This is a genomic window from Paenibacillus sp. FW101-FHT12H11, from assembly GCF_058790355.1.
The window spans coordinates 270,613-292,169 of the sequence record NZ_JBYTCO010000002.1; the positions used below are offsets into that span (position 1 = coordinate 270,613).

Below are 21,557 nucleotides of genomic sequence, written 5' to 3' on the forward strand. Positions count from 1 at the left end.
TTATACAAATTGGCCCATCTGAATCCAATGACCTATTTCCACCAGACATGGACATATTTTTGGATCCCCAATAAATTGCAAAAAAACATCCCCAATCCTGGAGATGTTTCGATTGTTATTCACCGCTCGGCACAGGGATAGGGACTCCCTCTGCAATCGGTACTCCGAAATCAGGAGAACCGTCCGGATGCCACTTGAATGGCTGCATACGTACATTGCGATTCCAGCCAGAGCCTTGCGTCTTCGCACCGTGATACAGAATCCAATCCTCTTTGCCGTCCGGCGATTTCGTAAAGGAGCTGTGGCCTGGCCCGAATACCTGGTCTGTTTTGGAAAAAACAGCCTGCTCGTGCTTTTTCCATGACGCCGGGTTCAACAAATCACTTTGCATCGCAGCGCTCAGCATCCCTAAACAATAATCATCCGTCCAGCTGCCACTTGCTGAGTAAATGACATAAATTTGATTCTTATGCAGCAAAACCTGTGGACCTTCATTAATGGTTGGTGTACCGTTTAATTCCCAATCATACGTAGGCCTCGAGATTTCCACAGGCTTGCCTTTAATGGTGTAGGCATTACTCATTGGAGCAATGTACAAGTGCTGACTGACATTGACCGTTCCTTCCCAACCGGACCATATGAAGTATAAGGAACCGTCCTCTTTTTGCAGTGTCGTCCCGTCAATTGCCCACTTGCCTGCTGTATCCATCATTCCTTTATCCACATATCGGCCTTGCGGATCATCCGTTTCTGATTCCAGCACGAACATGCGATGGTTCTCATTCTGGCCATCATCAGCCGCATAATAGATGTACCATTTTCCCTGCAGATAATGCAGTTCAGGCGCCCAGATGTTTGAAGTATTAGGGCCTGATACAGGCGGGAACCACACGTCCTTATATTCGGCGTCAGCGAGCCCCGTCAGCTTTTGCGATTTCCACACTCTAATGGAGTTACCTGTCGTATGCGTATAATAATAAGTGCCGTCTTTCGAAGTCACCCATGGGTCTGCTCCGTTATCGAGAATTGGATTCGTAAATGTCTTCGTCATGACTTCTTTTCCAGCCCCTTTCGTGCAACCCGCTGTAAGCAGGAAGCAAATGAACATCACAATAAACATGCGCACCTTGAACACACCGCCCCCGAGAAACAGCCTTGTTACTGCTTAACTCCCGTGGCTGTAATAGATTGGATAAATTGTCTCTGCCCGATTAGAAAAATAAGCAGTGTTGGAAGAGTCGACAGTGTGGCAAGTGCCATTAATTTACCATACGATTGCACAAAACTTCCAGTAGCCATAACAGCAATTCCCGCAGTGAGCGTGCGCATTTCCAAATCGGTTACCGTAAAAAACGGCCACACATAATCGTTGAAAACCCCCATAAATGTGAAAATGGCTAATGTTGTTACAATCGAAACAGAAGACGGCAGCAGAACGGACGTGAACACATGCCATTTGTTCGCCCCATCCATTTTCGCAGCTTCAATAATCTCGATCGGGAACGATTGGAAAAATTGAATCAACAGAAATACGCCAAGCGCGCCGCCGGAATAAGGCAATATAAGCACATAATACGTATTGATCAAATTTAAGTTACTGAAGTTCAAGTATTGCGGAAGAAAAGAAATAATGCCTGGCACCATCAAAGAGCCGACAAACAAGGAGATTAACGTCTTTTTAAAAGGCAAATCAAGCTTCGTTAACGCGTACGCTGCCATCGTGTCCAGTAGAATGACCAAAAAAGTTGCAGCAAATCCCACAATAAATGAATTGAAAATCCAACGGAAAATCGGTACCTCGACGTCACCGCCGACAAATATCGTATGGAAATTATCCCAAGTAAATTCCTGCGGCAACAAATGAAACACAGGAGACATTACTTCTACGTCGGTTTTGAACGAATTCGAAAACATCCACAGAATTGGCAAAATGAATATGATGCCTAACACACTTGCCAACACTACATAAAATAGCTTTAAAGATTTCAACGTCCTCTACTCCTTTCTGTTCGTGACTTTAAATTGAATGACCGATACAATCATGATCGTTAATCCCATCAAAATGGCCATCGCCGATGCCGAGCCAATTTCCCGGGCTGTATAAGCCGTTTGCAGAATGCCCATAAGCAGAACGTTGGTCTCGTCCCCGGCGTTGCTCATGAGATTGGGCTGAGCGAATACATTATAAGAAGCAATCGTGGACGTAATCAGCACAAAAATGATCACAGGCCGGATCGATGGCAGCGTGATGCTTCTCAGCCTTTCCCAACCATTTGCCCCATCTATTCTGGCAGCTTCATACAGATCCTCTGGAACGCCATTAAGCGCATTGACAAAGATAATCATATTGAAACCAATCGTCCACCAGAGCGTAGCCACGACCAACGCAATCCACACAAATGGTTTGTCCAGCAACCAAGGGATCGGGTCAAATTCATGGATCCCCATCTTAGCCAAGAGTAAATTGATGAATCCACCCGTAACATCGAACATCCTTTTCCAAATGACTGCCATCACGGTAGCCGAAACCGCATACGGAATGAAGTAAATCGAGCGGAAGAAGGAGCGCAGTTTGGCGGGAAGCGCGTTTAACAATAAGGCAAAGCCTAAACCCACAAGAACTAAGAATGGAACAGAAAAGATAACAAATTTCAAAGTCGCTTTCATACCGATAAAAAAGAGATCATTTTCTTGCGTACCCTTTGTGAAAATGCTCTTATAGTTGTCCAGTCCAACAAAAGGATGTACGGGATCAAGCAGGTTATATTGTTTTAGACTAATCACAAAACCATAAATAATCGGAATCAGCGTGAACGCCATAAAGGCCACAAAATACGGAAGTATGAATAAGCTGGATGTCAGCTTTGATTTCCAAGAGGATGTTGTAGGCAAGGGCTTCCCCTCCTTTTTTTAAAATGGCAGACGGGTAACGTGTACCCGCCTGCCTTCGCTCAGCCTTATTTTTTGTTCATCGCAATCGTGGATTTCGCAGCTGCATCATCAAGGGCAGCTTTTGGATCCTTTTTCCCTTGCAGCGCATTCGCCAGTTCACTCCAAATACTGTCGGAGATTGGGCCCCAGTTCAAAACTTTAGGCGCAAATTGCACATAATCAAACTCTTTGGCAACTTCTGTTTGCTGTTGTGTCATTGCTTTAAACGCTGCGCTGTCGCGAACGACTTTGGAAGCAACGGCCTGGCCGGACTCGGCCCAATCGATGGAATTATTCGATACATATTTCAAGAAATCGCCGACACCAGCCAGCACTGCTGCATCCGTCGTTGATTTAGGAATGACAAAGTTGTGCGAACCGGCGAAAACAGCTTTTTTCACTGTACCTAATTGCGGCACCTCTGCAACGCCATAGTTCACTTTCGCTTTATCGAAAGCGTCTTTCGCCCATGGGCCGTTGAAATGCATGGCGCTTTTCCCTTGTTGGAACAAGTTGAAATCGCCGTCCGCCGCCACCGTTGGCGGGGAAACTTTCATCGTGGTTAGGCTTCTCATGAAGGTAACGGCCTCAACGCCTGCCGGTGAATTGTACGCAATGTTTCCTTTCTCATCCAGGAAACTGCCGCCATTTTGGAATAAGACCGTTGGGAATAAGAAGTTCTGAATCCAGAACGTTGGCATCGCCGCTCCCCAAATCCCTTTGGACGGATCTGTCAACTTTTTCGCTGCATCAACAAATTCTTGACGATTCGTTGGAGGAGCCGTGATACCTGCAGCTGCGAACAAATCTTTATTGTAGTACATCACTAATGGGTGAATATCCAACGGAATGCTGTACCATTTGCCATCTTTGGTCGAATAGTCCACCGTTGCTGCCGGAAAGTTGCCCTTATCCACACCTGCGGATTTAGCCACTTCATCTAACGGCTGCAGCAAATCTTTGGCAATATACGTAGGCGTTTGGTCAAGATGCATAATGGCCACATCAGGAACCCCTTTTTTCGTCGCAATCGCGGTATCCAACAGCTTGTAGTAGTCGCCGTTAGGTTGAATCGTCATTTTCACGTTGTATTTGTCTTGTGATTTATTATAATTGTCCACAATTTTCTTCATAAACGGACCGTCATTACCAGAGAAAGGGTTCCAGAAGTTGATCGTAATTTTCTCACCGCTTTTTGCCGGTTCTGGCGCTTTAGTCGCTGCTGCTGTTGAAGCAGCTGGTGCTGTTGTCGCTGCAGCAGGTTCAGCTGTTTTCGTGGTCGAGCATCCCGACAAAACCATGGCAAAAGAAATACAAGTTAAACCGATCACTTTAAAGTTGTTCATTTTCATCCTGTTTTCAAGCTCCCTTCAATTTAAACACAGATTATAGTAGTTGCATCTCAGGACCCTCTTGTGTCAAAATTGTAGTGATGATTGAATTTCGCCAAAAATTCAGTCTCACTACCGACGAGCGATAATAAGGCGTGCCCACACCAATGGACCCTTTTATCGCTTTTTCTTTGTCGATCCCCCTCTTCCATTTCTTACCCGCAACTTAACTATAATCATTTCAAGAAAACGTTACCATGACGATATTCAAGAACCTTTGGACATATTTTCAGATAAAAAAAGCCTCGAGCTATCGCTCGAAGCCTCCTCGCCCACATCCATCCCTTTTGGAAATTAATTAGGATTTCTGATGGTTTGTATAAATACCAACGACAGATAGCAACGCAGCAACACCATTGGCAATCGCGTTCATATCCGCATCTTTAATAAGGTCCATTCCATATGCGTCCAAAATCAATTTGGCAGCACCGATCAAGCCCAAAGTTAACGTGTAGTAGTTTACTTTCATCTCTCTCACCTCCTATGAAAATAGGATGCTATATTCTATGAGAGAGACTTGGCATCGGACATGTCCAAATGACAGTGATGCAGACGCACAAAAAATGCCGTCACCTCATACAAGGCGACAGCATGCCACTACTTATGGCGAGACCGCTGGTTTAGCGATCGCATTATATTTGGAAGATACAAACGTTTCCGCCTTAGCTTCAGTAATCACTTGCGGATACATCATGCCTGGCTTTGGCTGCTGAATCGTGTACCGAATGACAGCCTGCCCATCTGTTTGGAACTCAATAGCCTGTATAGCAAGGCCGTATCCGGGACTCGGCATTTCTTTGGACAATGTCACTTTGTTGACTTCGTCATTCACCTTCTCAACTTTCACCGAAACCTCTTCAACCGGGGCCTGGTTCTGCGCATGAGATTCTACAAATTGAATAGCCTGATAAACCCAGTTGGCTGCTTCGCCACGTGTAAGTTCAGCTTTCGGATTGAACCTGCCGTCACTATCCAGCTGTGTGATTTTGTACAACAGCAATCTTTGCAGAGTGCCCTGGTAATTGATGTTGATTTGATCCTCATCCTTGATCACAATAAACATTTTAACAAGCGGGAAATTGCCTTTTGTTTCAAGAGCGCGGACTAATAAATCCCCGAATTGCTCACGTGAAATGGTTGCATTCGGATTCACATCCTTGGGAATGTCCAGTCCGTTATAATGAGCAATGATGAAGGCATCTGCATACCAAGCATCATTTGGAACATTCGTGTACGTATCCGATGCCAATGGCTGTTTGATGAAACGTATCGTATCCATATTCAAATTCAAGCCTTTTACAATCATTTGCACGCTTTGCGCATAGCTGATTTTCCCTTTTGGCACATAGTGCTCGTTGTCAATTCCGGATACAATCCCGCGGTCTTTCAGCGCCATAACAGCATCGGATTGCCCCTCTTCCAGATCAGAAAAGGCAAATGCCGAACTAAAGGTCAATGAACTGATCAACAAGGACGTAAATGTGATAGCGGTTAATTTTTTCATCCTCATTCTCTCCTTTACTATTTTTGTGATGACTCGATCTGTAGTTACCCTCTTAACGTGATCCGTTCGAAAAATGTTGCAAAATTTCCCATGAAAACTCATCGTTCAGCCAAGCAACCGAATCAAGTCCGCTTTGATCGACTCATCCATCATCTCGTTTCTTGCAAGCTCTATTATGATTTCTTCGTTCCTGTCTGTATGTTTCAAATAATTGTACAACAGCTCTGCCTTAGAGTCCCGCCCCATCATTTTATAAGCCACATACCAAGTTTCAGGCGCGCTCAATGGGATGCCCTGCCAAGTGCTCCCTTCCCTTTTTCCAAGAGGCAACTTCACGATCCCTTTTGTGCTCCTTAGTGCGAAATAACCAATAAAATCAATAGATAAGGGGACAACCTGGATCCGATATTCGCTTGCAAAAAGACCCTCTCCACTTGTCTGTTCCTGCCAGGAATACCCTTGAATAGCCTCAGTAAGCTTTTCTTTCGGACACTCCACTAGAAGATCCCAATCATTCATCTGCTCAACGAGCCCCAAAGCGTGCAATAAACCGCTTCCGCCTAGCGCATAAGGAATACCAAGCTCAGTAAGTTTATCTGTTATCCGTACAAGACCTTTTTCGTCCATTTATATTCTCTTTTCCCTATGTAGTATTTGGTTTATTTTGGAATCTCAATCATATAATGATCTTAGTTTCTGAGGACAGGCCGATGTCCTGGAGAGGAAGACCAAGGATGCAGAATTGGTTTATCATTTTCATATACAATTTATTTACCAACGTCGATAACGCCATTATGATTCAAAATTCCCTTAACCGATATAGCCTTAGAAGTAAATTCAAATTGTATCTTCTTGGGCTTTTATGCTTGCTGCGCATCATCTACATCGCTTGTGTCCAATCCTCGTATCGAATTCCTTATATCAACTTGGCTACAGCCGCTATCATGTTATTTTTTGCGATTCGAATGGTCCTGCCCAAGAATCAAATGAGAAAACATTTCTCATTATTATGGATTTTCAGCAGCGTAGCTTCTTTAGATCTAGTCATGAGCATCGACAGTATTCTGCTATCGGCCAGACTTTCGGATAATGTCGCTTTTATCGCAACAGGCGTGCTCCCGGCTTTGTTTCTTCTGTTCTTTTTCTCCTCCAAAATGGAAATGTTTTTTTTCAAGATGCCTTGGCTCGAAATCGTCATAGCCGGCTTACTGGCGCAACTAGCTGTTCTGCAAATAAAAAAAGAACCAGGTATCCTGCTGCTGCTTCAAGAGGAATGGTTCGATTTGGTGGGCATCATTACGATGTGCGTGATTTGCGCGGTGGGTTGGTTTAATTACTTGAGAAGCCGATCTTACCCGATGTAACCGCCATCCCTTCGATGGGAGGACTCATTTACAGCTAGCTAGTCTTAAAGCTTCAATAGTGCCAAAGCACCTTCGTGTTCAGGGGCAAAACTTCGTGTAAGCTCTGCGTATCGCCTAGCAGCTTCGACATTCCCGACCTCATAATAGCAGATCGCCATATCATAGAGGACATCCGGATTCTGATGGTACGCTTCTTCCGTTTTCTCGAAAAAGACACGGGCATCCTGATACATCTCCATCTGATACAAAAGCGCTGCGCATTCCAAAGCCATTTCATGCCGCTCCTTCATCGGGTAGTACCCTTCCCACATCTGGTAAATGCCTAGACGTATGTCCGAGTAAACACCTTCCTCACACATCGGCAGCAGCTCCGATAGCCTTCCTACAAATTGCAGGAAAAACTGAGCATCATACCCGCACAATCGCCAAAAGGCAAGAAATTGAGGTACTTCCAGCTGCTTCAAGTAACCATCGAGCCACTCTTTCACCGTGATAAAATCGTCCGGTCCATAACGCTCGATAAATCGCCGATAGGCTAAACGAGTGTTTCCATACCCAGTTGGCTGGGTGAGCATCAACATACAGCCAATGTTCAGGTGATGATACGGATGCTGTGTAAAGAGACACAGAGCTCCTTTTTGCTCCCATACTTCGTTCAGGGCATGATAGTTCGCCGTTAACGAAAAACTGCCGTGATGGATCAGCTGCGGCGGCTCACAGTACTCCCAGCTTTCCAGCCGGTGGTCTCCTTTGTCAGCCGTCAGCAGGACGAATCCTTCCCTCGAAAGTTGATTCAACCGTTCAAGACATTGCAAACCAATCTCCGGAAATAGGATATGTGAATCTTCTAATTTTTGGGTGTATTTCGCAATAACGTTGCTGTACGCATACGTTTGTTGCTCGTATTCCTCAGCAAGCCGATATTCATACTCGACCGTTGCGCTTTCCAGCATATCAGCGGCGCTGCCACCAGTGACCTCATCGTTGAGATGCAGCGATACCATACAATCATAGACGCGCTTATCATCCACGTAGAGCAGCTCCTGCGGGATGCTATCGAAAAAATAATTCGCAATCACCAGCAGCGGTTGCTGCAAATCTCCGTTTCGGACACTGATGCCGCTTTCCGTCAAATTCAGCTCGGCATCTTGCACCGCATCGAACTGAGCGAAATCGAGGATCCCCTGCGCCACAAAAGGCCGCAAACTTGGGTGCTGCTGCCAGTACGCCAAATTTTTGAGCGCCAAATCCGTCATAACATAACGAAAAGCAGGCAGAGCCATTCCCGCCGCATAATCCCTCATGGCACACAATTCCTTCAGTACATGAAAGGCGAGCCGACCGGAGCCTGCACCAAGCTCAACGATCGTAACAGGCTCAGACAGAGAACCTAACTTTGCCCGATCTTGCAAAAAACCAAATATAATCTCCGCATAGGAGGTAGCCATCACCGGATTACTTGTGATGTACTCAGGGACTTCGTTATTTTGCCATGCGCTTATGCCCATCTCTTCATAATAGGCTCGCTGCAGCTCCCAGATGGGAGATTCACTGAACCGATACATTTTTTGACCGTTCGTTGCCATATAAGTAAACCTACTTTTCTTAAATGTTGGTGAAAGACTAAGGACAAGAAAGCTGTCCCGCCGCTTGTTTCGGGTGATCTTTTAACCACTTCAAAATATCGTCTAACGTGCGCACGGGCACGATCTGCAGGCTTGGCGCCCCTTTCTTCGCTTCCGCCTCATTCGCGGCCGGGACAAAGAAAACGTCGGCATTCGTTCTGCTAATGGTGTAGGCCTTCTGTTCCAATCCACCGACAGGGCCGATAGAACCGTCCGGTTCCATGGTTCCCGTACCTGCGACATGATTGCCGTAGGTTACACCGCAAGGAGTGAGTTGATCAATTAACGTTAGCGCCAGCATCGCTCCATGGGAAGGTCCGCCCTCATGCAATAAATAATCATGATAACTTACAAGGATTGGCAGATCATATTGCACCTCGTTCTCCACTTGGATGCCGAAGGCAGCACGACTCGGATCATCTGGATTCGTACGTGTCTTAGCCTGCAAGCTGACTTGCTTGCCGCCGCGCAGCACTATGAGAGCCACTTGATCATTGGGCTTGACCGATTTCATACGCTCAGTGAGTTCTTGGACGGTGGTGACAGCCTGCCCATTCACTTGTTGGATCACATCCCCTAACTGAATCTGGCTGCTCGCCGGGCTATCCTTGAGAATGGCTATGATACGAACACCGTCGGAGGTGATTCCCTTCCCTTTTCCGACCTTCTGAAAAGCAACCGCACTTCCCGCGGCATTCGCATCGGCCTTCATGAGCCTTACTTCTTGATTGTATTCGCCTAACGTCATCCCTAAATTTTCGACTTCAAATGAATACTTCGCGAAGAGCTTCGCATATACCCAATCGATCGGAAATGCGGGACGTTCAAACACCAGCACCCCTGAAATGTCTCCATGAACCTTACTTTCACTGGTATGTGCATATCGGTTCATATTGAGCGTCAAGCCAGGATACGTCACTAAATACTTAGTCGGCCAAAACATCACCAACATCAAAGCTACCGTTGCAGCAAAAAGACTTATACTTTTTATAGGCAGCTTGCGCCCTTTGAGCTCATGAACGAATAAATCGACAAAAACTAGCAGCCAGGTCAAAATAAATGCCCCTGCCGAATACGCTAACTTCTTCGGTACCGTCAATAAGATGATGATACAGGCCAGTCCTGCCACGATGATGAAAGCAGCTCTCACCCACATCCCTGCCTGTCTGTGCGACCTTAGGTGGATGAGTGAACCAGCGATCCAAAGCAATGGAATGAGGATGAGGACATAGATAAGTTCATCAATCATATCAATCCAGTAGATCTTAGAGCTGAGCCGCAGCGGGTCCGGTAGCCAAATCAACTCCCCCAAAACAACTAAGAGCAGCGTCAGAATCATAGCCGAATAGTACAACTTTTTCCAAAGAGCCATCCTATGCATCCTTTCCTATGTAAAAAAGTAGCTGACGCTCTCGTATGGAGAGTTCGCTACTTTTTCAACTCAACTTCACTGCTCTTTCATGTAGGCGACAACTTGATCATACGAAAGGTTTCCACCGAAAATATCCAGGGCACTGCCAATCGTAATACCCAGCTTTCCGGCTGATAATTGTTTAAACAACTCAATATCCTCGAAGGATCGCGCTCCGCCGGCATACGTTGTGGGAATCTTAACCCACTCCGCGAGCGTGCGGACTAGACTTTGTTGAATACCGCTTTGCTTGCCTTCTACATCTACGGCATGGATAAGAAACTCATCGCAGTATTGCTCCAGAAACCGAATATTTTCTTCATTCAGCTCAAAGTCACTTAGCTGTTTCCATTGGTTGGTCGCAACGAACCACTTGCCGTCCTTCTCTTTACAGCTTAAATCGATGACTAAGCGTTTCTTTCCAACTTTCTCTACTATTCTATCCAGATTTTCCTGATTAAGCTGTCCGTCACGGAAAATGTACGACGTCACAATGACATGGGATGCACCGCGTTCCAAATAATACATGGCATTCTCAGCGTGAATGCCGCCCCCGATTTGTAAACCGCCCGGATATTCCTGAAGCGCACTTACGGCTTCATCTTGATTTCCATCTCCGAGCATAATGACATGCCCGCCAACTAATTGATCCTTTTTGAACATGGCCGCATAATACTTGGAGTCAAATGAAGATACAAAATTTTCAATAATAGCTTTTCCTTCTGTGCCTAACGTTTCACCAACAATTTGTTTCACTTTCCCGCTATGTAGATCGATGCATGGCCGAAATTCCAATGACTTTACCCCCACTATAAGCAATTGTTGCTAGCTTGATTTTCCATTTATTATAGCACATTCTATTAACGAAGAACCTTTGATGATATCTCAAAATAGAAAAGACCTTCCCATAACGTTCGGGACGGCCTGGCTCGTAATATGATCTTATTGCTTGATGAATCCTTCTTCCGCCATGTATTCCTCAACTTCTTCGTAGGTTTCAAAAGCGCAGTCCAGATTACTGCCGGCATAGACATACCACAGATCTTCTTCAAAAGTAACGGCCAAAGCATGGCCTTCTTCATCCGTCCACAGCTCTTCCTGCGTTGAGTCTGACTCCGGTTGAACTTGAATCGCAGTGCTTGTTAATGATTGGATGGACTTTCGAATAATGTCACGAAGCTCTTCCGCGCTAAAATCACGAATATTGATTAACCCTTTACTATCTGTTGCATACCCCTTCACATATTCCGCATAAACAAATCCGTTGCCGTTCGGGTGCAAGTGGTAGACAACAATTTTCTTATCATAGCTGCTTTCTTCATAATGAAAATTAATGCGTCCCAGAGAAACATCCTTACGATGTAACTCGGGAAATGATTCCACAATCGCTAACTTTTCTTCTAAACTGAGCATGCGTCAATTACTCCATCACTTGAATTTTAAATACATTCTCCAATTTGCCTTCAGATCTTTTTTTCAGAGGAATTTTGATATCACGACCAAGCTCTTTGAAAAAAGTGTCAACATCGCATTGTACATTGCTTAGAACAACCTTAAATGAACCATCCTGGACAATGTTTTGATTGGCCTCTTCCGGAACGTTAACATCTACGGCGTATTTCTTCGTCAATGTATTCATATATCGACTAAAAATTTCGATTAATTCCTCGTTGTTAAAATTCTCGATGACCAGCTTACCTTTGTTCGTAAAATTCAAATGAACATTCAATTTTTGTGCCCCTTTTCCATGAACCATTGATGTATTGTATAATTATAACACACTTTTATATATTCTAAGCCTTAACATTGAAAATTAACAGTAGGATGGAGTTCAACATGGCATTTGGCATAAAAAGAGATGAGCTTTATCGATGGAAAGACGCTGTCAGCCGCGGTGAAATCGCCTTTTTAACCCACTATTGGCTTGATGATCGTTTTGCTGGCGTAAGTACCGTAACCAAGGTCGGCTGTTCGGATTTGGAACGATTAACCAACTGGTGCTTGTCCCATGGTCTCAATCCGCAATACATTCACCACAGTCCCTCATATCCGCATTACGACTTATTTGGGCCCATCCAAAAGAAAATTTTGGAGCTTGAACACCAATGGGAACAAATAGAAAGATTTCACTTATAAAAGAAAGAAAACCTCCATTACCCAGGTTACGGTTTGGAGGTTTTTTCGTCTGATTGTTGGCGTATCTGTCGTAATCTTGTTTCAACTCGATTAATAGCTACAATTGAATACTCACCGAACAATAAAATTTTCGTTTTCACTGGGATAGGAAAAGCCGGATGGTTAATTTCCAATTCATCGTTGAGCTCATTGTACCAGGGCAATAAATTCATTTTAATGACTAACACCCTATTTTTCACTATCAAACTCCACCTTTACAGCGCTATAATAGTAATTTATTCACTTTTCACTGCTAGTGTACTAGATGAATTCTCCATTTCTAGATGGTGATTATCCCCGTTTATTTAGTAGATACTTGGCATACACAAGCGGTGTCTCATAAGTCTGATAGAAGGAATCCTCCATTTTTAACTGCTTGAATTCGTACCTTTGGTCCCTCCCGTTAGCCTCGATAAACCAGATGTGCCCTGTTTTGTCGACACCTATATCCAACCCTATATCTGCCATATTCGGTAATCGTTTGCCCAATACTTCTGCTACTCTCAGGGATACCTGCTCAACGGCTTCTTTCATCTGTTCAGGCTGAAAGCCGCTCCTATGAAATAAAAGTTCGCATCGCCAAGCTTCTCCGCCTTTGCCCAAATTGGTAACCTGTCTGCCATGGGCGGCAACTTTTCCTGCAATTCCGTTTACCTGCCACTTGCCCTTTGCACCGCGCTGCACAGAAACTCGTAAATCGTAGGGCCTGCCTTGATGCGTTGCTAAAGAAATGGCTTGCTGTATGAGATAGGTTTGCTTTCCAACCTTGGTTTTGATATAAGCCAGCGCTTGGTCACGGGTCAACTTCTTGGGCTGGTTATTGCTCCAAAACAATTCCCATGTCTCATTTTCCTGCTTTGAAAGCTTAATAATCCCTTTGCCTACGGAACTGTTTGTAGGCTTGACGAATAAATCAGGAAATTGCTCCATAGCCTCAAGCAGATGCGTGCGTGAATACGACAAAGTCTCCGGGAGGTGCGCCCTCAGCGACTCCTTCGTATGCAGCAACTTGTGAATACGCAGTTTATCATACCGATTTTGACGATTGAAGACATGACTTGATGCAGCAAGATGGTTCAATTTCTTAAGCATATATGGGGAAAGCGAAATAGCTCGATTATGGATGACTTTGGGGATTGGAAGACGAAGTAGGCGGTAGCTTTTGTTTTCAAAACATAAACCAAGGGCTGACTCCGCGCTCGTTTCCTGTAAGCAAATATAAAAAAGCGTTATACCCAGTTTTTCCGCCGCTTGGTTATACAAATCAATTTGTTCATATCCGGTCTGTTTGCTCTGTATTCCTAAGTACGTTTTTCGATCCAAAAGAATGCCCACTACGTTGCGCATATGAACACCTCCACCAAAAAGCCATCCATAACACTGTATGCACTTGCTTCCTTTCTGGTCCAAAAGAACGCCATTCATGAGCCTTTTTTCACATGCTAAACCGCAAGTTCACATCTGCCAGTACTTGCCTTCTGGGGCTGAGAGGGCGAGGAAAACGCTGCAAAAAAATAAAAAAGCCGGCAGCGCCAGCTCCTTTCATTTCCAACCTATACTTTCAAACCAAAGCCCATCTTGTTTATGCTCGATCGCCACCCGAATATAGCTGACCATTTGGCTCGGAAGCTCGCTTAATGGAAACCATGTCAATTGCTCGCATTTCTCCGGCTCCATATTCGTGATCTCGCCTTTCCAGTCGTGCGCTTTCAAGAAGAAATCTACCCATTCGGAAGTCGTGTTTTTGCGATGCATCATGCCGATAATTTCAAGCTGACCAGGCTCGATATCGACGCCTGCTTCTTCCTTTGCTTCCCGGATCGCCGCAGCAACGACCTCCTCGTTGCCATCCATCCTGCCGGCCACGACGCTCCAATTGCCGTCTTGAAACCCGGTATTTTGCCGTTTTAACAATAAGACCTCGTCATTTCGATAAAATAAAATGTGTACAGATCCATATAAAATAGGTGTTCGCATGGTGATCCTCCAAGTTTTTCTTTCCGAATGAACCTATTTTATTTTACATGATCGGTCTGAAACGATAAAGCTACATCCAAGAATCCGTCTTCATTTCCATACATCGCAATATCATCTTTCCCGTTTCCATCGAAATCAGCGATAGATAGGCGGCCGTTTGTTTTACCCCAAGGTCCAAAAATGGAAAGCAGCTTATACGTATGATCCTCCGTTTGCTGATACACACGATTGGTTAAATTTCTGGGATCCCAGCGAAGAATATCTTCTCTCCCATCCCCATTAAAATCACCGAAACGAATGCTGCCGAGCTCATCTGGAATGTCCAACTCAACTTTGTCCAGTCTCCACTGCATACTAGCCTTATCCAGCTCAAATTCCACACCTTGTGAGGTATTTTCCTTAAATAACATCAGCTTTTGCTGATCCTTGCCGGCTAAATTCCGCACGATTAAATCTCGAGCCGCGCTCGATCTGAACGTATACGGTTTAATGCTTTTAATTTCGTTCCCGTGTAAATATAATCCGAGAAGTTTGCTTCGATCCTGTGATTGCCCAGCAAGGATACAATCTCCATTCGGTTGTTTCAGTTCATACAGATCGTACCAGCGATTTGCCGGGATGGACCACGCTTGGCTTCGCTTGAATGAATCTCCCGTTGACGCGTAGGCTTCTAGCTTACCGTTAGGACGCACGATCCAAAGGCCCTGCTTCTTACTATCGATTCTGCTGTTCAAAGTAAATGCCGCGCCATCAGCATACGGTATCGACGCCCATGTGTGCGATGCCGGCTGACGATCATTGCGCAGCTCTTTGTATTGCCCTTGGATAACGGACATGGCTGCCGATTTCTTATCCCACGTCACGATGTCCATTTGACCGCTGCCGCTGACATTCCCGATCTCCGTCAAAGCTGTTTTCGTGCTGCCGACCTTCAGCCTCTCCCCCGGTGTAAAAGGAACATAATCATGGATCGAATAAAATGGATATCCCTTTTGCTGAATTTGTGCGATCAACTTTTGAAGTACACTTTTATTCTCACCGGTATATTGGTAAGCTGGAATGCCATCGCGAATAACGGGAGTTCCGAACTCATCCAGCTCAGGTTCCAAATAATTGAATTCCAAAAAGGGATGATAAAAGAAAGAATAAATGCGTTCTGCAACCCCTAATTGGTTCAATATAAATTTCTCGTCTTTACCGATTGGAATGTAAGAAAGCGTCGTCGGTACATATACACTGCCGAGCGATGCATTTCCAAAGCCTTTATTCACCATATTTTCATATCTCGCGACTGGCGGATTGGGATCAATATTGACATCCGGTTGATACAGGAGCCCAAAATAGGAGCGAAACACCTTATCCTGCTCGGGAGCTGTATGATAATGCGGCGCTTCCCAGAAATGAGGTGTCATACCGGCATTGCGGAAACGCCCCCACCCTTCTTTAACCCGGCTCTCCGCGAACGCCGCCGTCGTCGTCTCCGGCAAATCGCTGACATTAAACTCGTTGCCAACGCCGGAAGCGTGCTGGCCATCACCGCGCCGCACTTCCCCTGCCTGATGCGTATAACCGTGCATGCCGATTGTACCTCGATGCTCCGAAGCCTCTTTGATAACCTTATCAAAGGCTTGAATATAGGTATCGTCCAGCTGATCGATCGATTTATCGTAGCGAGTTCCATCATCTGTAAAATTGATCCAGCGCGGAACGACGGCCATGCCGAACTGCACGTGTTTCTCATCCAAATAGTGGAGGACCGCCCTTAACTTACCTAGACCTTCAAGAGAGCTATAATAACCACCAGGGCCAATGTCTTCCAATCGGAGCATCATGAACCGCGGATTGTTATCGGCCCCTTCGACAGTCATCATGTGATATAAGCCGAGAAATAAACCACAGGATACTAAGCCCGCAATCCCATACCGCAACCAAGTATTCTTATGTAGTAATTTTTTTATCAAACAAATTCCCCCCATGGAAGCTGAAACTCTGATGCAAGTTGGCTGCGGATATGATCTTCTTTGGATATGAATTGGTTATGCTCATGCTTAATTCCTCCAAAAAAAATGATGAATGAAGGCGATTCATGCGTTAATCCAGATTAAAATTTCAACCCCAACAATATGTATACGCTTACAAAATATGTAAATCGAACACTTACTTCATAACTATGTCGGTTTTTGTCCTCCACCCCATTTTATCACTCCCTGTAAGAATTGAAAATCATAAATCCACCCTAGCGCGGTTTGACTCAGATAAGATGAAATGCTACAATTCAAACAAATTTAGTTGTATTTAGCACAAGGAGGGGGATGACTCTTGCATCGATTTACACGGCAACATCAGTGGAAAATATTGGTCTGGATCATTCTCGGTTTATTTATTTTTCCATTAACTCCGCCGATTTCCCATCATTTTTCGTCAGATACAGAAATACTTGTTCTCGCTAATACCTCGCAAGTCCTTTCGATTCAGGAGCATGTTCCTGCCAAAAAAACAATCTATACGCGCTTTGATAAGCTCCAATGGCCGTATGATGTTTATACACAGTATGAAATTACCGTTTTTGTTATTTTCATTATTTATCTTGTCAAGAAAATTTGGCTTAGATTAAAAACAATTCTGCTGTCATTCCTTAAATTCACCTCGGGTTACACGGGCCTCATACTTCCTATTTCATAAGAGCGCTATGTTGGAAATGAATGAGGAAAAGAGGAACCTATTATGTCTAACCTGCCAAATGGAGCCGTACAATTAAGCTCCCAACATCAAAAGTTGACCCGCCTCAAATTTTTACGCAGAGTCATGTTTATGATTATCGGATCCGCCTTAGTATCTGTCGCTTTAGAAGTCTTTCTAGTTCCGAATAATATTATCGATGGTGGAATTGTGGGTATTTCTATCATTTTGTCGCATTTATCCCACTTCCCGTTAGGTATTTTTCTGGTGTTGTTAAATCTGCCATTTTTATTAATCGGATATAAGCAGATTGGTAAAACCTTTGCCCTATCTACGCTATTTTCCGTTATCTTAATGTCCATCGGAACGACCCTGCTCCACCCGGTTCAAGCGTTCACGATTGATCCTCTGTTAGCCGCAGTTTTCGGCGGCATCATACTGGGAATCGGTGTCGGACTCGTTATCCGCTCCGGCGGTTCTCTGGATGGGACAGAAATCGTCGCGATCTTATTCAGCAAAAAATCGCCTTTTTCCGTTGGCGAAATCGTGATGTTTTTCAACTTCTTCATCCTTGGCAGCGCAGGCTTTGTTTTCGGATGGGATCATGCCATGTACTCGCTGATTGCGTATTACATCGCCTTCAAAATGATTGATATCACCATCGAAGGGCTGGATCAATCCAAATCGGTTTGGATTATCAGCGATGAGTTCAGCAAAATCGGTGACTCCATCACCTCCCGTTTAGGCCGCGGCGTTACTTATCTCAAGGGCGAAGGCGCGTTCACGGGAGATGACAAGAAAGTCATCTTCAGTGTCATCACCAGGCTGGAAGAAGCCAAATTAAAATCCATCGTCGATGAGCTCGATCCCAAGGCTTTTCTCGCCATTGGTAACATTCACGATGTCAAAGGCGGCCGCTTCAAAAAGAAAGACATTCACTAAACACACAAAAAGGGTTGAACAGAATCTCATCTGTTCAACCCTTTTTCTCATCTCCAGTAGCTGCTCAGATCGACCTTACGGCCGCTCTTCGCGCTGTCGATGGCGCCAAGCACCATGGCCATGCTCTTGATGTTATCGCGGCAGTCCGTCTCCGCACGGCGTCCCTGCTCCAGCGCCGCGAACATCTCATCCAGGCAGCCAGCGTGCCCGCTGCGGCCCTGCCAGCTCACTTCCGCGTCAATACGCGTATGCTCGCGAAGGAACTTGCCGGCTTGCTCGCCGCCGGCGACAACCTCGGCGTACGGTGCGCCAGCCCCGTCCCAGATGGCACTGCCGGTCTCGCCCGTCACGCGCCATTGAGGATCTATTTGATTTTACCGATAGGATTGAAACAGATCGAACATGTAGTGCATCGCTTCTTCCTCATCTTTGCCCTTGGTCAGCAAGCGCAGCGTAGTCCCCGCTCTGATCGGTATTAACAGCATACCCAGTAAACTTTTCACATCGACACAATGCATGGAATGATCATACTCAAAATCAATTGTAATGTCCGACATAAAATGTGAAGATTTGGCCGAAATCGCCGTTAGATCACTTCGCTGCAAGTCAGCGCCAAGCTCGAATTCATGTACTCTCATAGACGCGCCTTCCTTATGTTTAAAATTTAGGAAATCTCATCTCTTCTACTTAGATTGTACCACGAGTTCGGCGAAATTTCTTCCATTTCCGATAGCTTCTCCGCACAACATTTAAAGCAAAATTTGGTATAGGCATTTTGCGAACCCATGGATAATAAAATCGGTCATATGCGTTTTTCAAATCGTCCCACATCGGACAATATTCCTGTTTCATGAAATCCGACACGTCTACAACTAATCCACGGCCATCTTTCATCATCACATTTTTTCCATGAACATCATGTGGATTCAGGCCTCTTTTAACCGCATAGGCTAATGCTTCATCTATATCCTCAATGGCCTGCCTTGGAATCGGAAGTCCACGCTGCAAACATTTATAAAGCGTAACGCCAGTTAATCGGCGCAGAACTAAGTAATTGTCTCCTGCATGCAAACATTCGGAATAAGCGGGATGCTTGCCTAGTCGTCGATAGACTTCCGTTTCTTCTTCGATTCCCGGCCTGCCTGGCGCGTATACCTTAACAACAAGATCCGAATAATTGGGGTGCATAAGTACTGCCGCATAGTTACCTGAACCAAGCAATTTCCACGGCTTCGGAATATAATGGACTACAATCGGATCGTAGGGTTGTTTGCTGTATATCTCTAACTGTGGCAATAATTGATGTTCGATCTCAAGTAACCATGGCTTTAACATTGTTTCTCCAGACTTCCTTCCCCCACAAATTAGTGCCTCTCCAAGATTCTCTGATTCGTGGTTTGTTAATTTCTGCTATGTGTGGTATTATACAAAGATATTTGTGTAAAGTGAAGTGTTGATTATGCGCCTATTGATAGTTACTAGATTACGATATAAATCAAAAAATCCCTTGACCTGAGCTGTACCTAGGTCAAGGGATTTTTTTTCCTTCGGGAAACACTTCTGTAGGAGGTCATCATTCATGACTGTAGACAACAAATCATCCGTATTGGCGATTTGGCTTTCGCTGATCAGCAACATTTTTCTAACGCTCATGAAGATTATTATCGGGTTATGGTTCCAAAGTGAAGTTTTGCTGGCCGACGGACTCCATAATGCCGGCGATATTATCGCCACAATCGCGGCCCTTAGCGCGATGCGCATATCCAAACTGCCAGCTGACGAGGACCACCCTTACGGGCATGGTAAAGCTGAGGTGCTCGGCTCTGGATTTGTCGCTTTTATCCTGCTGATTGCAGCACTTTATATTGGCTATCATTCTACTATTGCCTTATTTCACGAACCTCAATCCCCAAGTTGGGTCGCTTTTACGGCTGCTGTTATTTCAACCGTTTGGAAGTATGTGCTTTATAAATACACCATGCGAATTGGCGTTAACACGAGCAGCAAGGGTCTGATAGCGACTGCGAAAGATCATTTAGCCGATGTCTACGCTTCGCTCGCTGCAGTTATTGGTATTGGTTTGGCATTTGTCGGAGGAGCCTATAACATTGCGTGGTTATCCATTGGCGATGCAGCGGCGGGAATTATCGTATCCCTGCTCGTTCTAAGATTAGCCGTGGAAATGGGCAAAGAATCCTTCGATATTTTGATGGAAAAAACAGTTGATCAAGAGAAACTTCACCAATACATCTTACTGATTGAGGCCGTGCCTGAAGTAAAACGAATAGACCGTATTCGTGCTCGAGAACATGGACACTACATTCTGGTAGATGCTAGAGTATCCATCCCTGGTGAACTAACCGTTCAGGAAGGACACGATATTACCCGTGTGATCAAAAAATCGATCATGGACCAGCACGCCGATGTTGACGAAGTTCTTATCCATTTAAATCCCTGGTACGAAGATTAAAACACAGAGCATATAAGCGAAAAGACGCAAATCAGGCATAAACCTGACTGGCGTCTTTTTTGATTAATTAAACTTCAAAGAAACGAAGATAAGCTCCATATCCTTCTTTTTCCATATCGGCTAGAGGGACGAACCGAAGTGCAGCTGAATTGATGCAATATCTGAGTCTAGTTGGTCCAGGACCATCATTAAACACGTGACCCAAATGCGAATCCGCTTCCTGGCTGCGTACTTCCGTCCTGACCATGAAATGGCTGGTGTCGGTTTTCTCTTTCACGTTGCCTTCGAATACCGGCTTCGTGAAGCTGGGCCAACCACAGCCTGAATCGAATTTATCGATGGAGGTAAATAGCGGTTCGCCTGAAACAATGTCTACGTACAATCCCTTTTCATGGGAGTCCCAGAATTCATTGTCGAAAGGTCGTTCTGTCGCACTGTTTTGCGTCACTTCATATTGCAATGGAGTAAGCTTTTTCTTGCGCTCCTCTTTGTCTTTGGCCGTGTTCCAATGTTTGGAAATAAACGCATCGCGCCCGGAGCCTTTGCGATATGCTTTGTAGCGCAGCGGATTTTTATGATGATAATCCTGATGGTACTCTTCTCCCGGGTAGAAAGCATCCGCATCGATACGCACGATTTCCGTTACGATCGGAGCGTTGAAACGTCCGCTATCCTGCAAAGTTTGCTTGGAGGCTTCCGCTTCCAACTTCTGCTGATCCGTATGTGCGAAAATCGCTGTACGATAGGAGGAGCCGCGGTCATGGAACTGTCCACCCGCATCTGTAGGGTCGATTTGGCGCCAGTAGGTTTCCAATAATTTATGGTACGAAAAAAGTTCGGGATCAAATGTAATTTGGACGGCTTCAGCGTGACCTGTTGTTTCCGAACATACCTCTTCGTATGTCGGATTACTTGTATGACCACCTATATAACCAGATACAACAGACACAATCCCCGGCAGCTGGTCGAACGGTGTAACCATACACCAGAAGCAACCCCCGGCAAATGTTGCCTTGTCATATTTACTTTGTTGAACGTTAGTTTCCATCTCTTCTCCACCTCTTTCATTGAAATCACTTCTATCATAC

Annotated in this window: 24 protein-coding genes; 5 read left to right on the top strand and 19 right to left on the bottom strand. The window is 45.0% G+C overall.

Annotated features, from left to right (window positions below; genetic code table 11):
- Positions 1-115: 115 nt before the first annotated feature.
- The 7 genes from AC3WTJ_RS06810 to AC3WTJ_RS06840 form a co-directional block, all read right to left on the bottom strand.
- Positions 116-1,120 carry a glycoside hydrolase family 43 protein gene (locus AC3WTJ_RS06810; RefSeq protein WP_492521656.1) on the bottom strand — a complete coding sequence of 335 codons (1,005 nt, stop codon included), beginning with the start codon at positions 1,118-1,120 and terminating at the stop codon, positions 116-118.
- Between the two features lie 38 nt (positions 1,121-1,158).
- Positions 1,159-1,989 carry a carbohydrate ABC transporter permease gene (locus AC3WTJ_RS06815; RefSeq protein WP_492521199.1) on the bottom strand — a complete coding sequence of 277 codons (831 nt, stop codon included), beginning with the start codon at positions 1,987-1,989 and terminating at the stop codon, positions 1,159-1,161.
- Positions 1,990-1,995: 6 nt separating this feature from the next.
- On the bottom strand, positions 1,996-2,892 hold the full coding sequence (locus AC3WTJ_RS06820; RefSeq protein ID WP_492521200.1) for a carbohydrate ABC transporter permease: 897 nt from the start codon (positions 2,890-2,892) through the stop codon (positions 1,996-1,998).
- A 65-nt stretch (positions 2,893-2,957) separates the two neighbouring features.
- Positions 2,958-4,283 carry an ABC transporter substrate-binding protein gene (locus AC3WTJ_RS06825; protein ID WP_127456058.1) on the bottom strand — a complete coding sequence of 442 codons (1,326 nt, stop codon included), beginning with the start codon at positions 4,281-4,283 and terminating at the stop codon, positions 2,958-2,960.
- A gap of 337 nt (positions 4,284-4,620) precedes the next feature.
- Positions 4,621-4,791: a hypothetical protein gene (locus AC3WTJ_RS06830; protein WP_164819675.1), complete on the bottom strand. Its 171-nt coding sequence runs from the start codon at positions 4,789-4,791 to the stop codon at positions 4,621-4,623.
- Between the two features lie 132 nt (positions 4,792-4,923).
- Positions 4,924-5,826 (bottom strand): S-layer homology domain-containing protein, encoded by a 903-nt coding sequence (locus AC3WTJ_RS06835; protein WP_492521201.1) that lies wholly within the window; start codon positions 5,824-5,826, stop codon positions 4,924-4,926.
- Positions 5,827-5,931: 105 nt separating this feature from the next.
- On the bottom strand, positions 5,932-6,453 hold the full coding sequence (locus tag AC3WTJ_RS06840; protein WP_492521202.1) for a hypothetical protein: 522 nt from the start codon (positions 6,451-6,453) through the stop codon (positions 5,932-5,934).
- 107 nt (positions 6,454-6,560) lie between these two features.
- On the opposite strand from AC3WTJ_RS06840, the gene AC3WTJ_RS06845 reads away from it, so the two are divergent.
- Complete coding sequence (locus AC3WTJ_RS06845; protein ID WP_492521203.1) at positions 6,561-7,190, top strand: TerC family protein; 630 nt, start codon at positions 6,561-6,563, stop codon at positions 7,188-7,190.
- Between the two features lie 44 nt (positions 7,191-7,234).
- Here AC3WTJ_RS06845 and AC3WTJ_RS06850 read toward each other — a convergent pair whose 3' ends face one another.
- The 5 genes from AC3WTJ_RS06850 to AC3WTJ_RS06870 form a co-directional block, all read right to left on the bottom strand.
- Positions 7,235-8,776 carry a tetratricopeptide repeat protein gene (locus tag AC3WTJ_RS06850; RefSeq protein ID WP_492521204.1) on the bottom strand — a complete coding sequence of 514 codons (1,542 nt, stop codon included), beginning with the start codon at positions 8,774-8,776 and terminating at the stop codon, positions 7,235-7,237.
- Between the two features lie 37 nt (positions 8,777-8,813).
- Complete coding sequence (locus tag AC3WTJ_RS06855) at positions 8,814-10,187, bottom strand: PDZ domain-containing protein (RefSeq protein WP_492521205.1); 1,374 nt, start codon at positions 10,185-10,187, stop codon at positions 8,814-8,816.
- 75 nt (positions 10,188-10,262) lie between these two features.
- A complete protein-coding gene (hisA, locus tag AC3WTJ_RS06860) occupies positions 10,263-11,021 on the bottom strand; it encodes a phosphoribosylformimino-5-aminoimidazole carboxamide ribotide isomerase (RefSeq protein WP_492521206.1) in 759 nt (252 codons plus the stop codon).
- A 147-nt stretch (positions 11,022-11,168) separates the two neighbouring features.
- Positions 11,169-11,639: a hypothetical protein gene (locus AC3WTJ_RS06865; RefSeq protein ID WP_492521207.1), complete on the bottom strand. Its 471-nt coding sequence runs from the start codon at positions 11,637-11,639 to the stop codon at positions 11,169-11,171.
- A gap of 7 nt (positions 11,640-11,646) precedes the next feature.
- A complete protein-coding gene (locus AC3WTJ_RS06870) occupies positions 11,647-11,955 on the bottom strand; it encodes a hypothetical protein (protein ID WP_127456065.1) in 309 nt (102 codons plus the stop codon).
- Positions 11,956-12,062: 107 nt separating this feature from the next.
- Between AC3WTJ_RS06870 and AC3WTJ_RS06875 the strand changes: the two genes are divergently transcribed.
- On the top strand, positions 12,063-12,362 hold the full coding sequence (locus tag AC3WTJ_RS06875) for a hypothetical protein (RefSeq protein WP_407872433.1): 300 nt from the start codon (positions 12,063-12,065) through the stop codon (positions 12,360-12,362).
- Positions 12,363-12,692: 330 nt separating this feature from the next.
- Here AC3WTJ_RS06875 and AC3WTJ_RS06880 read toward each other — a convergent pair whose 3' ends face one another.
- The 3 genes from AC3WTJ_RS06880 to AC3WTJ_RS06890 all read right to left on the bottom strand — a co-directional run bounded on the left by AC3WTJ_RS06880 (position 12,693) and on the right by AC3WTJ_RS06890 (position 16,339).
- Positions 12,693-13,748, bottom strand: a complete 1,056-nt coding sequence (locus tag AC3WTJ_RS06880; RefSeq protein WP_492521208.1) for a YheC/YheD family endospore coat-associated protein — start codon at positions 13,746-13,748, stop codon at positions 12,693-12,695.
- Positions 13,749-13,943: 195 nt separating this feature from the next.
- Positions 13,944-14,378 carry an NUDIX hydrolase gene (locus AC3WTJ_RS06885; RefSeq protein WP_492521209.1) on the bottom strand — a complete coding sequence of 145 codons (435 nt, stop codon included), beginning with the start codon at positions 14,376-14,378 and terminating at the stop codon, positions 13,944-13,946.
- A 38-nt stretch (positions 14,379-14,416) separates the two neighbouring features.
- Complete coding sequence (locus AC3WTJ_RS06890; protein ID WP_492521210.1) at positions 14,417-16,339, bottom strand: DUF2334 domain-containing protein; 1,923 nt, start codon at positions 16,337-16,339, stop codon at positions 14,417-14,419.
- A 358-nt stretch (positions 16,340-16,697) separates the two neighbouring features.
- Between AC3WTJ_RS06890 and AC3WTJ_RS06895 the strand changes: the two genes are divergently transcribed.
- Positions 16,698-17,060: a hypothetical protein gene (locus AC3WTJ_RS06895; protein ID WP_407872429.1), complete on the top strand. Its 363-nt coding sequence runs from the start codon at positions 16,698-16,700 to the stop codon at positions 17,058-17,060.
- Between the two features lie 42 nt (positions 17,061-17,102).
- On the top strand, positions 17,103-17,999 hold the full coding sequence (locus AC3WTJ_RS06900) for a YitT family protein (RefSeq protein WP_315949750.1): 897 nt from the start codon (positions 17,103-17,105) through the stop codon (positions 17,997-17,999).
- Positions 18,000-18,046: 47 nt separating this feature from the next.
- Here AC3WTJ_RS06900 and AC3WTJ_RS06905 read toward each other — a convergent pair whose 3' ends face one another.
- The 3 genes from AC3WTJ_RS06905 to AC3WTJ_RS06915 are packed head-to-tail and all read right to left on the bottom strand — an operon-like array spanning position 18,047 to position 19,334.
- Entirely contained in the window at positions 18,047-18,349 is a 303-nt protein-coding gene (locus AC3WTJ_RS06905) for a hypothetical protein (RefSeq protein WP_492521211.1), read from the bottom strand.
- 24 nt (positions 18,350-18,373) lie between these two features.
- On the bottom strand, positions 18,374-18,637 hold the full coding sequence (locus tag AC3WTJ_RS06910) for an HPr family phosphocarrier protein (RefSeq protein ID WP_127456074.1): 264 nt from the start codon (positions 18,635-18,637) through the stop codon (positions 18,374-18,376).
- Between the two features lie 49 nt (positions 18,638-18,686).
- Positions 18,687-19,334 (bottom strand): serine/threonine protein kinase, encoded by a 648-nt coding sequence (locus AC3WTJ_RS06915; protein WP_492521212.1) that lies wholly within the window; start codon positions 19,332-19,334, stop codon positions 18,687-18,689.
- Positions 19,335-19,578: 244 nt separating this feature from the next.
- Between AC3WTJ_RS06915 and AC3WTJ_RS06920 the strand changes: the two genes are divergently transcribed.
- Entirely contained in the window at positions 19,579-20,469 is an 891-nt protein-coding gene (locus AC3WTJ_RS06920) for a cation diffusion facilitator family transporter (RefSeq protein WP_492521213.1), read from the top strand.
- 67 nt (positions 20,470-20,536) lie between these two features.
- Here the strand turns inward: AC3WTJ_RS06920 and msrB are convergent, their stop codons facing one another.
- Complete coding sequence (gene msrB, locus AC3WTJ_RS06925) at positions 20,537-21,517, bottom strand: peptide-methionine (R)-S-oxide reductase MsrB (protein ID WP_492521214.1); 981 nt, start codon at positions 21,515-21,517, stop codon at positions 20,537-20,539.
- Positions 21,518-21,557: the final 40 nt, after the last annotated feature.

Bases quoted from the DNA above. Each gene is read 5' to 3' on its own strand.
- AC3WTJ_RS06810 (WP_492521656.1), bottom strand. From the start codon at position 1,120: ATGTTTATTGTGATGTTCATTTGCTTCCTGCTTACAGCGGGTTGCACG.
- AC3WTJ_RS06825 (WP_127456058.1), bottom strand. From the start codon at position 4,283: ATGAAAATGAACAACTTTAAAGTGATCGGTTTAACTTGTATTTCTTTT.
- AC3WTJ_RS06830 (WP_164819675.1), bottom strand. From the start codon at position 4,791: ATGAAAGTAAACTACTACACGTTAACTTTGGGCTTGATCGGTGCTGCC.
- AC3WTJ_RS06835 (WP_492521201.1), bottom strand. From the start codon at position 5,826: ATGAAAAAATTAACCGCTATCACATTTACGTCCTTGTTGATCAGTTCA.
- AC3WTJ_RS06840 (WP_492521202.1), bottom strand. From the start codon at position 6,453: ATGGACGAAAAAGGTCTTGTACGGATAACAGATAAACTTACTGAGCTT.
- AC3WTJ_RS06845 (WP_492521203.1), top strand. From the start codon at position 6,561: ATGCAGAATTGGTTTATCATTTTCATATACAATTTATTTACCAACGTC.
- AC3WTJ_RS06850 (WP_492521204.1), bottom strand. From the start codon at position 8,776: ATGGCAACGAACGGTCAAAAAATGTATCGGTTCAGTGAATCTCCCATC.
- AC3WTJ_RS06855 (WP_492521205.1), bottom strand. From the start codon at position 10,187: ATGGCTCTTTGGAAAAAGTTGTACTATTCGGCTATGATTCTGACGCTG.
- AC3WTJ_RS06865 (WP_492521207.1), bottom strand. From the start codon at position 11,639: ATGCTCAGTTTAGAAGAAAAGTTAGCGATTGTGGAATCATTTCCCGAG.
- AC3WTJ_RS06875 (WP_407872433.1), top strand. From the start codon at position 12,063: ATGGCATTTGGCATAAAAAGAGATGAGCTTTATCGATGGAAAGACGCT.
- AC3WTJ_RS06880 (WP_492521208.1), bottom strand. From the start codon at position 13,748: ATGCGCAACGTAGTGGGCATTCTTTTGGATCGAAAAACGTACTTAGGA.
- AC3WTJ_RS06885 (WP_492521209.1), bottom strand. From the start codon at position 14,378: ATGCGAACACCTATTTTATATGGATCTGTACACATTTTATTTTATCGA.
- AC3WTJ_RS06900 (WP_315949750.1), top strand. From the start codon at position 17,103: ATGTCTAACCTGCCAAATGGAGCCGTACAATTAAGCTCCCAACATCAA.
- AC3WTJ_RS06910 (WP_127456074.1), bottom strand. From the start codon at position 18,637: ATGAGAGTACATGAATTCGAGCTTGGCGCTGACTTGCAGCGAAGTGAT.
- AC3WTJ_RS06915 (WP_492521212.1), bottom strand. From the start codon at position 19,334: ATGTTAAAGCCATGGTTACTTGAGATCGAACATCAATTATTGCCACAG.
- AC3WTJ_RS06920 (WP_492521213.1), top strand. From the start codon at position 19,579: ATGACTGTAGACAACAAATCATCCGTATTGGCGATTTGGCTTTCGCTG.
- msrB (WP_492521214.1), bottom strand. From the start codon at position 21,517: ATGGAAACTAACGTTCAACAAAGTAAATATGACAAGGCAACATTTGCC.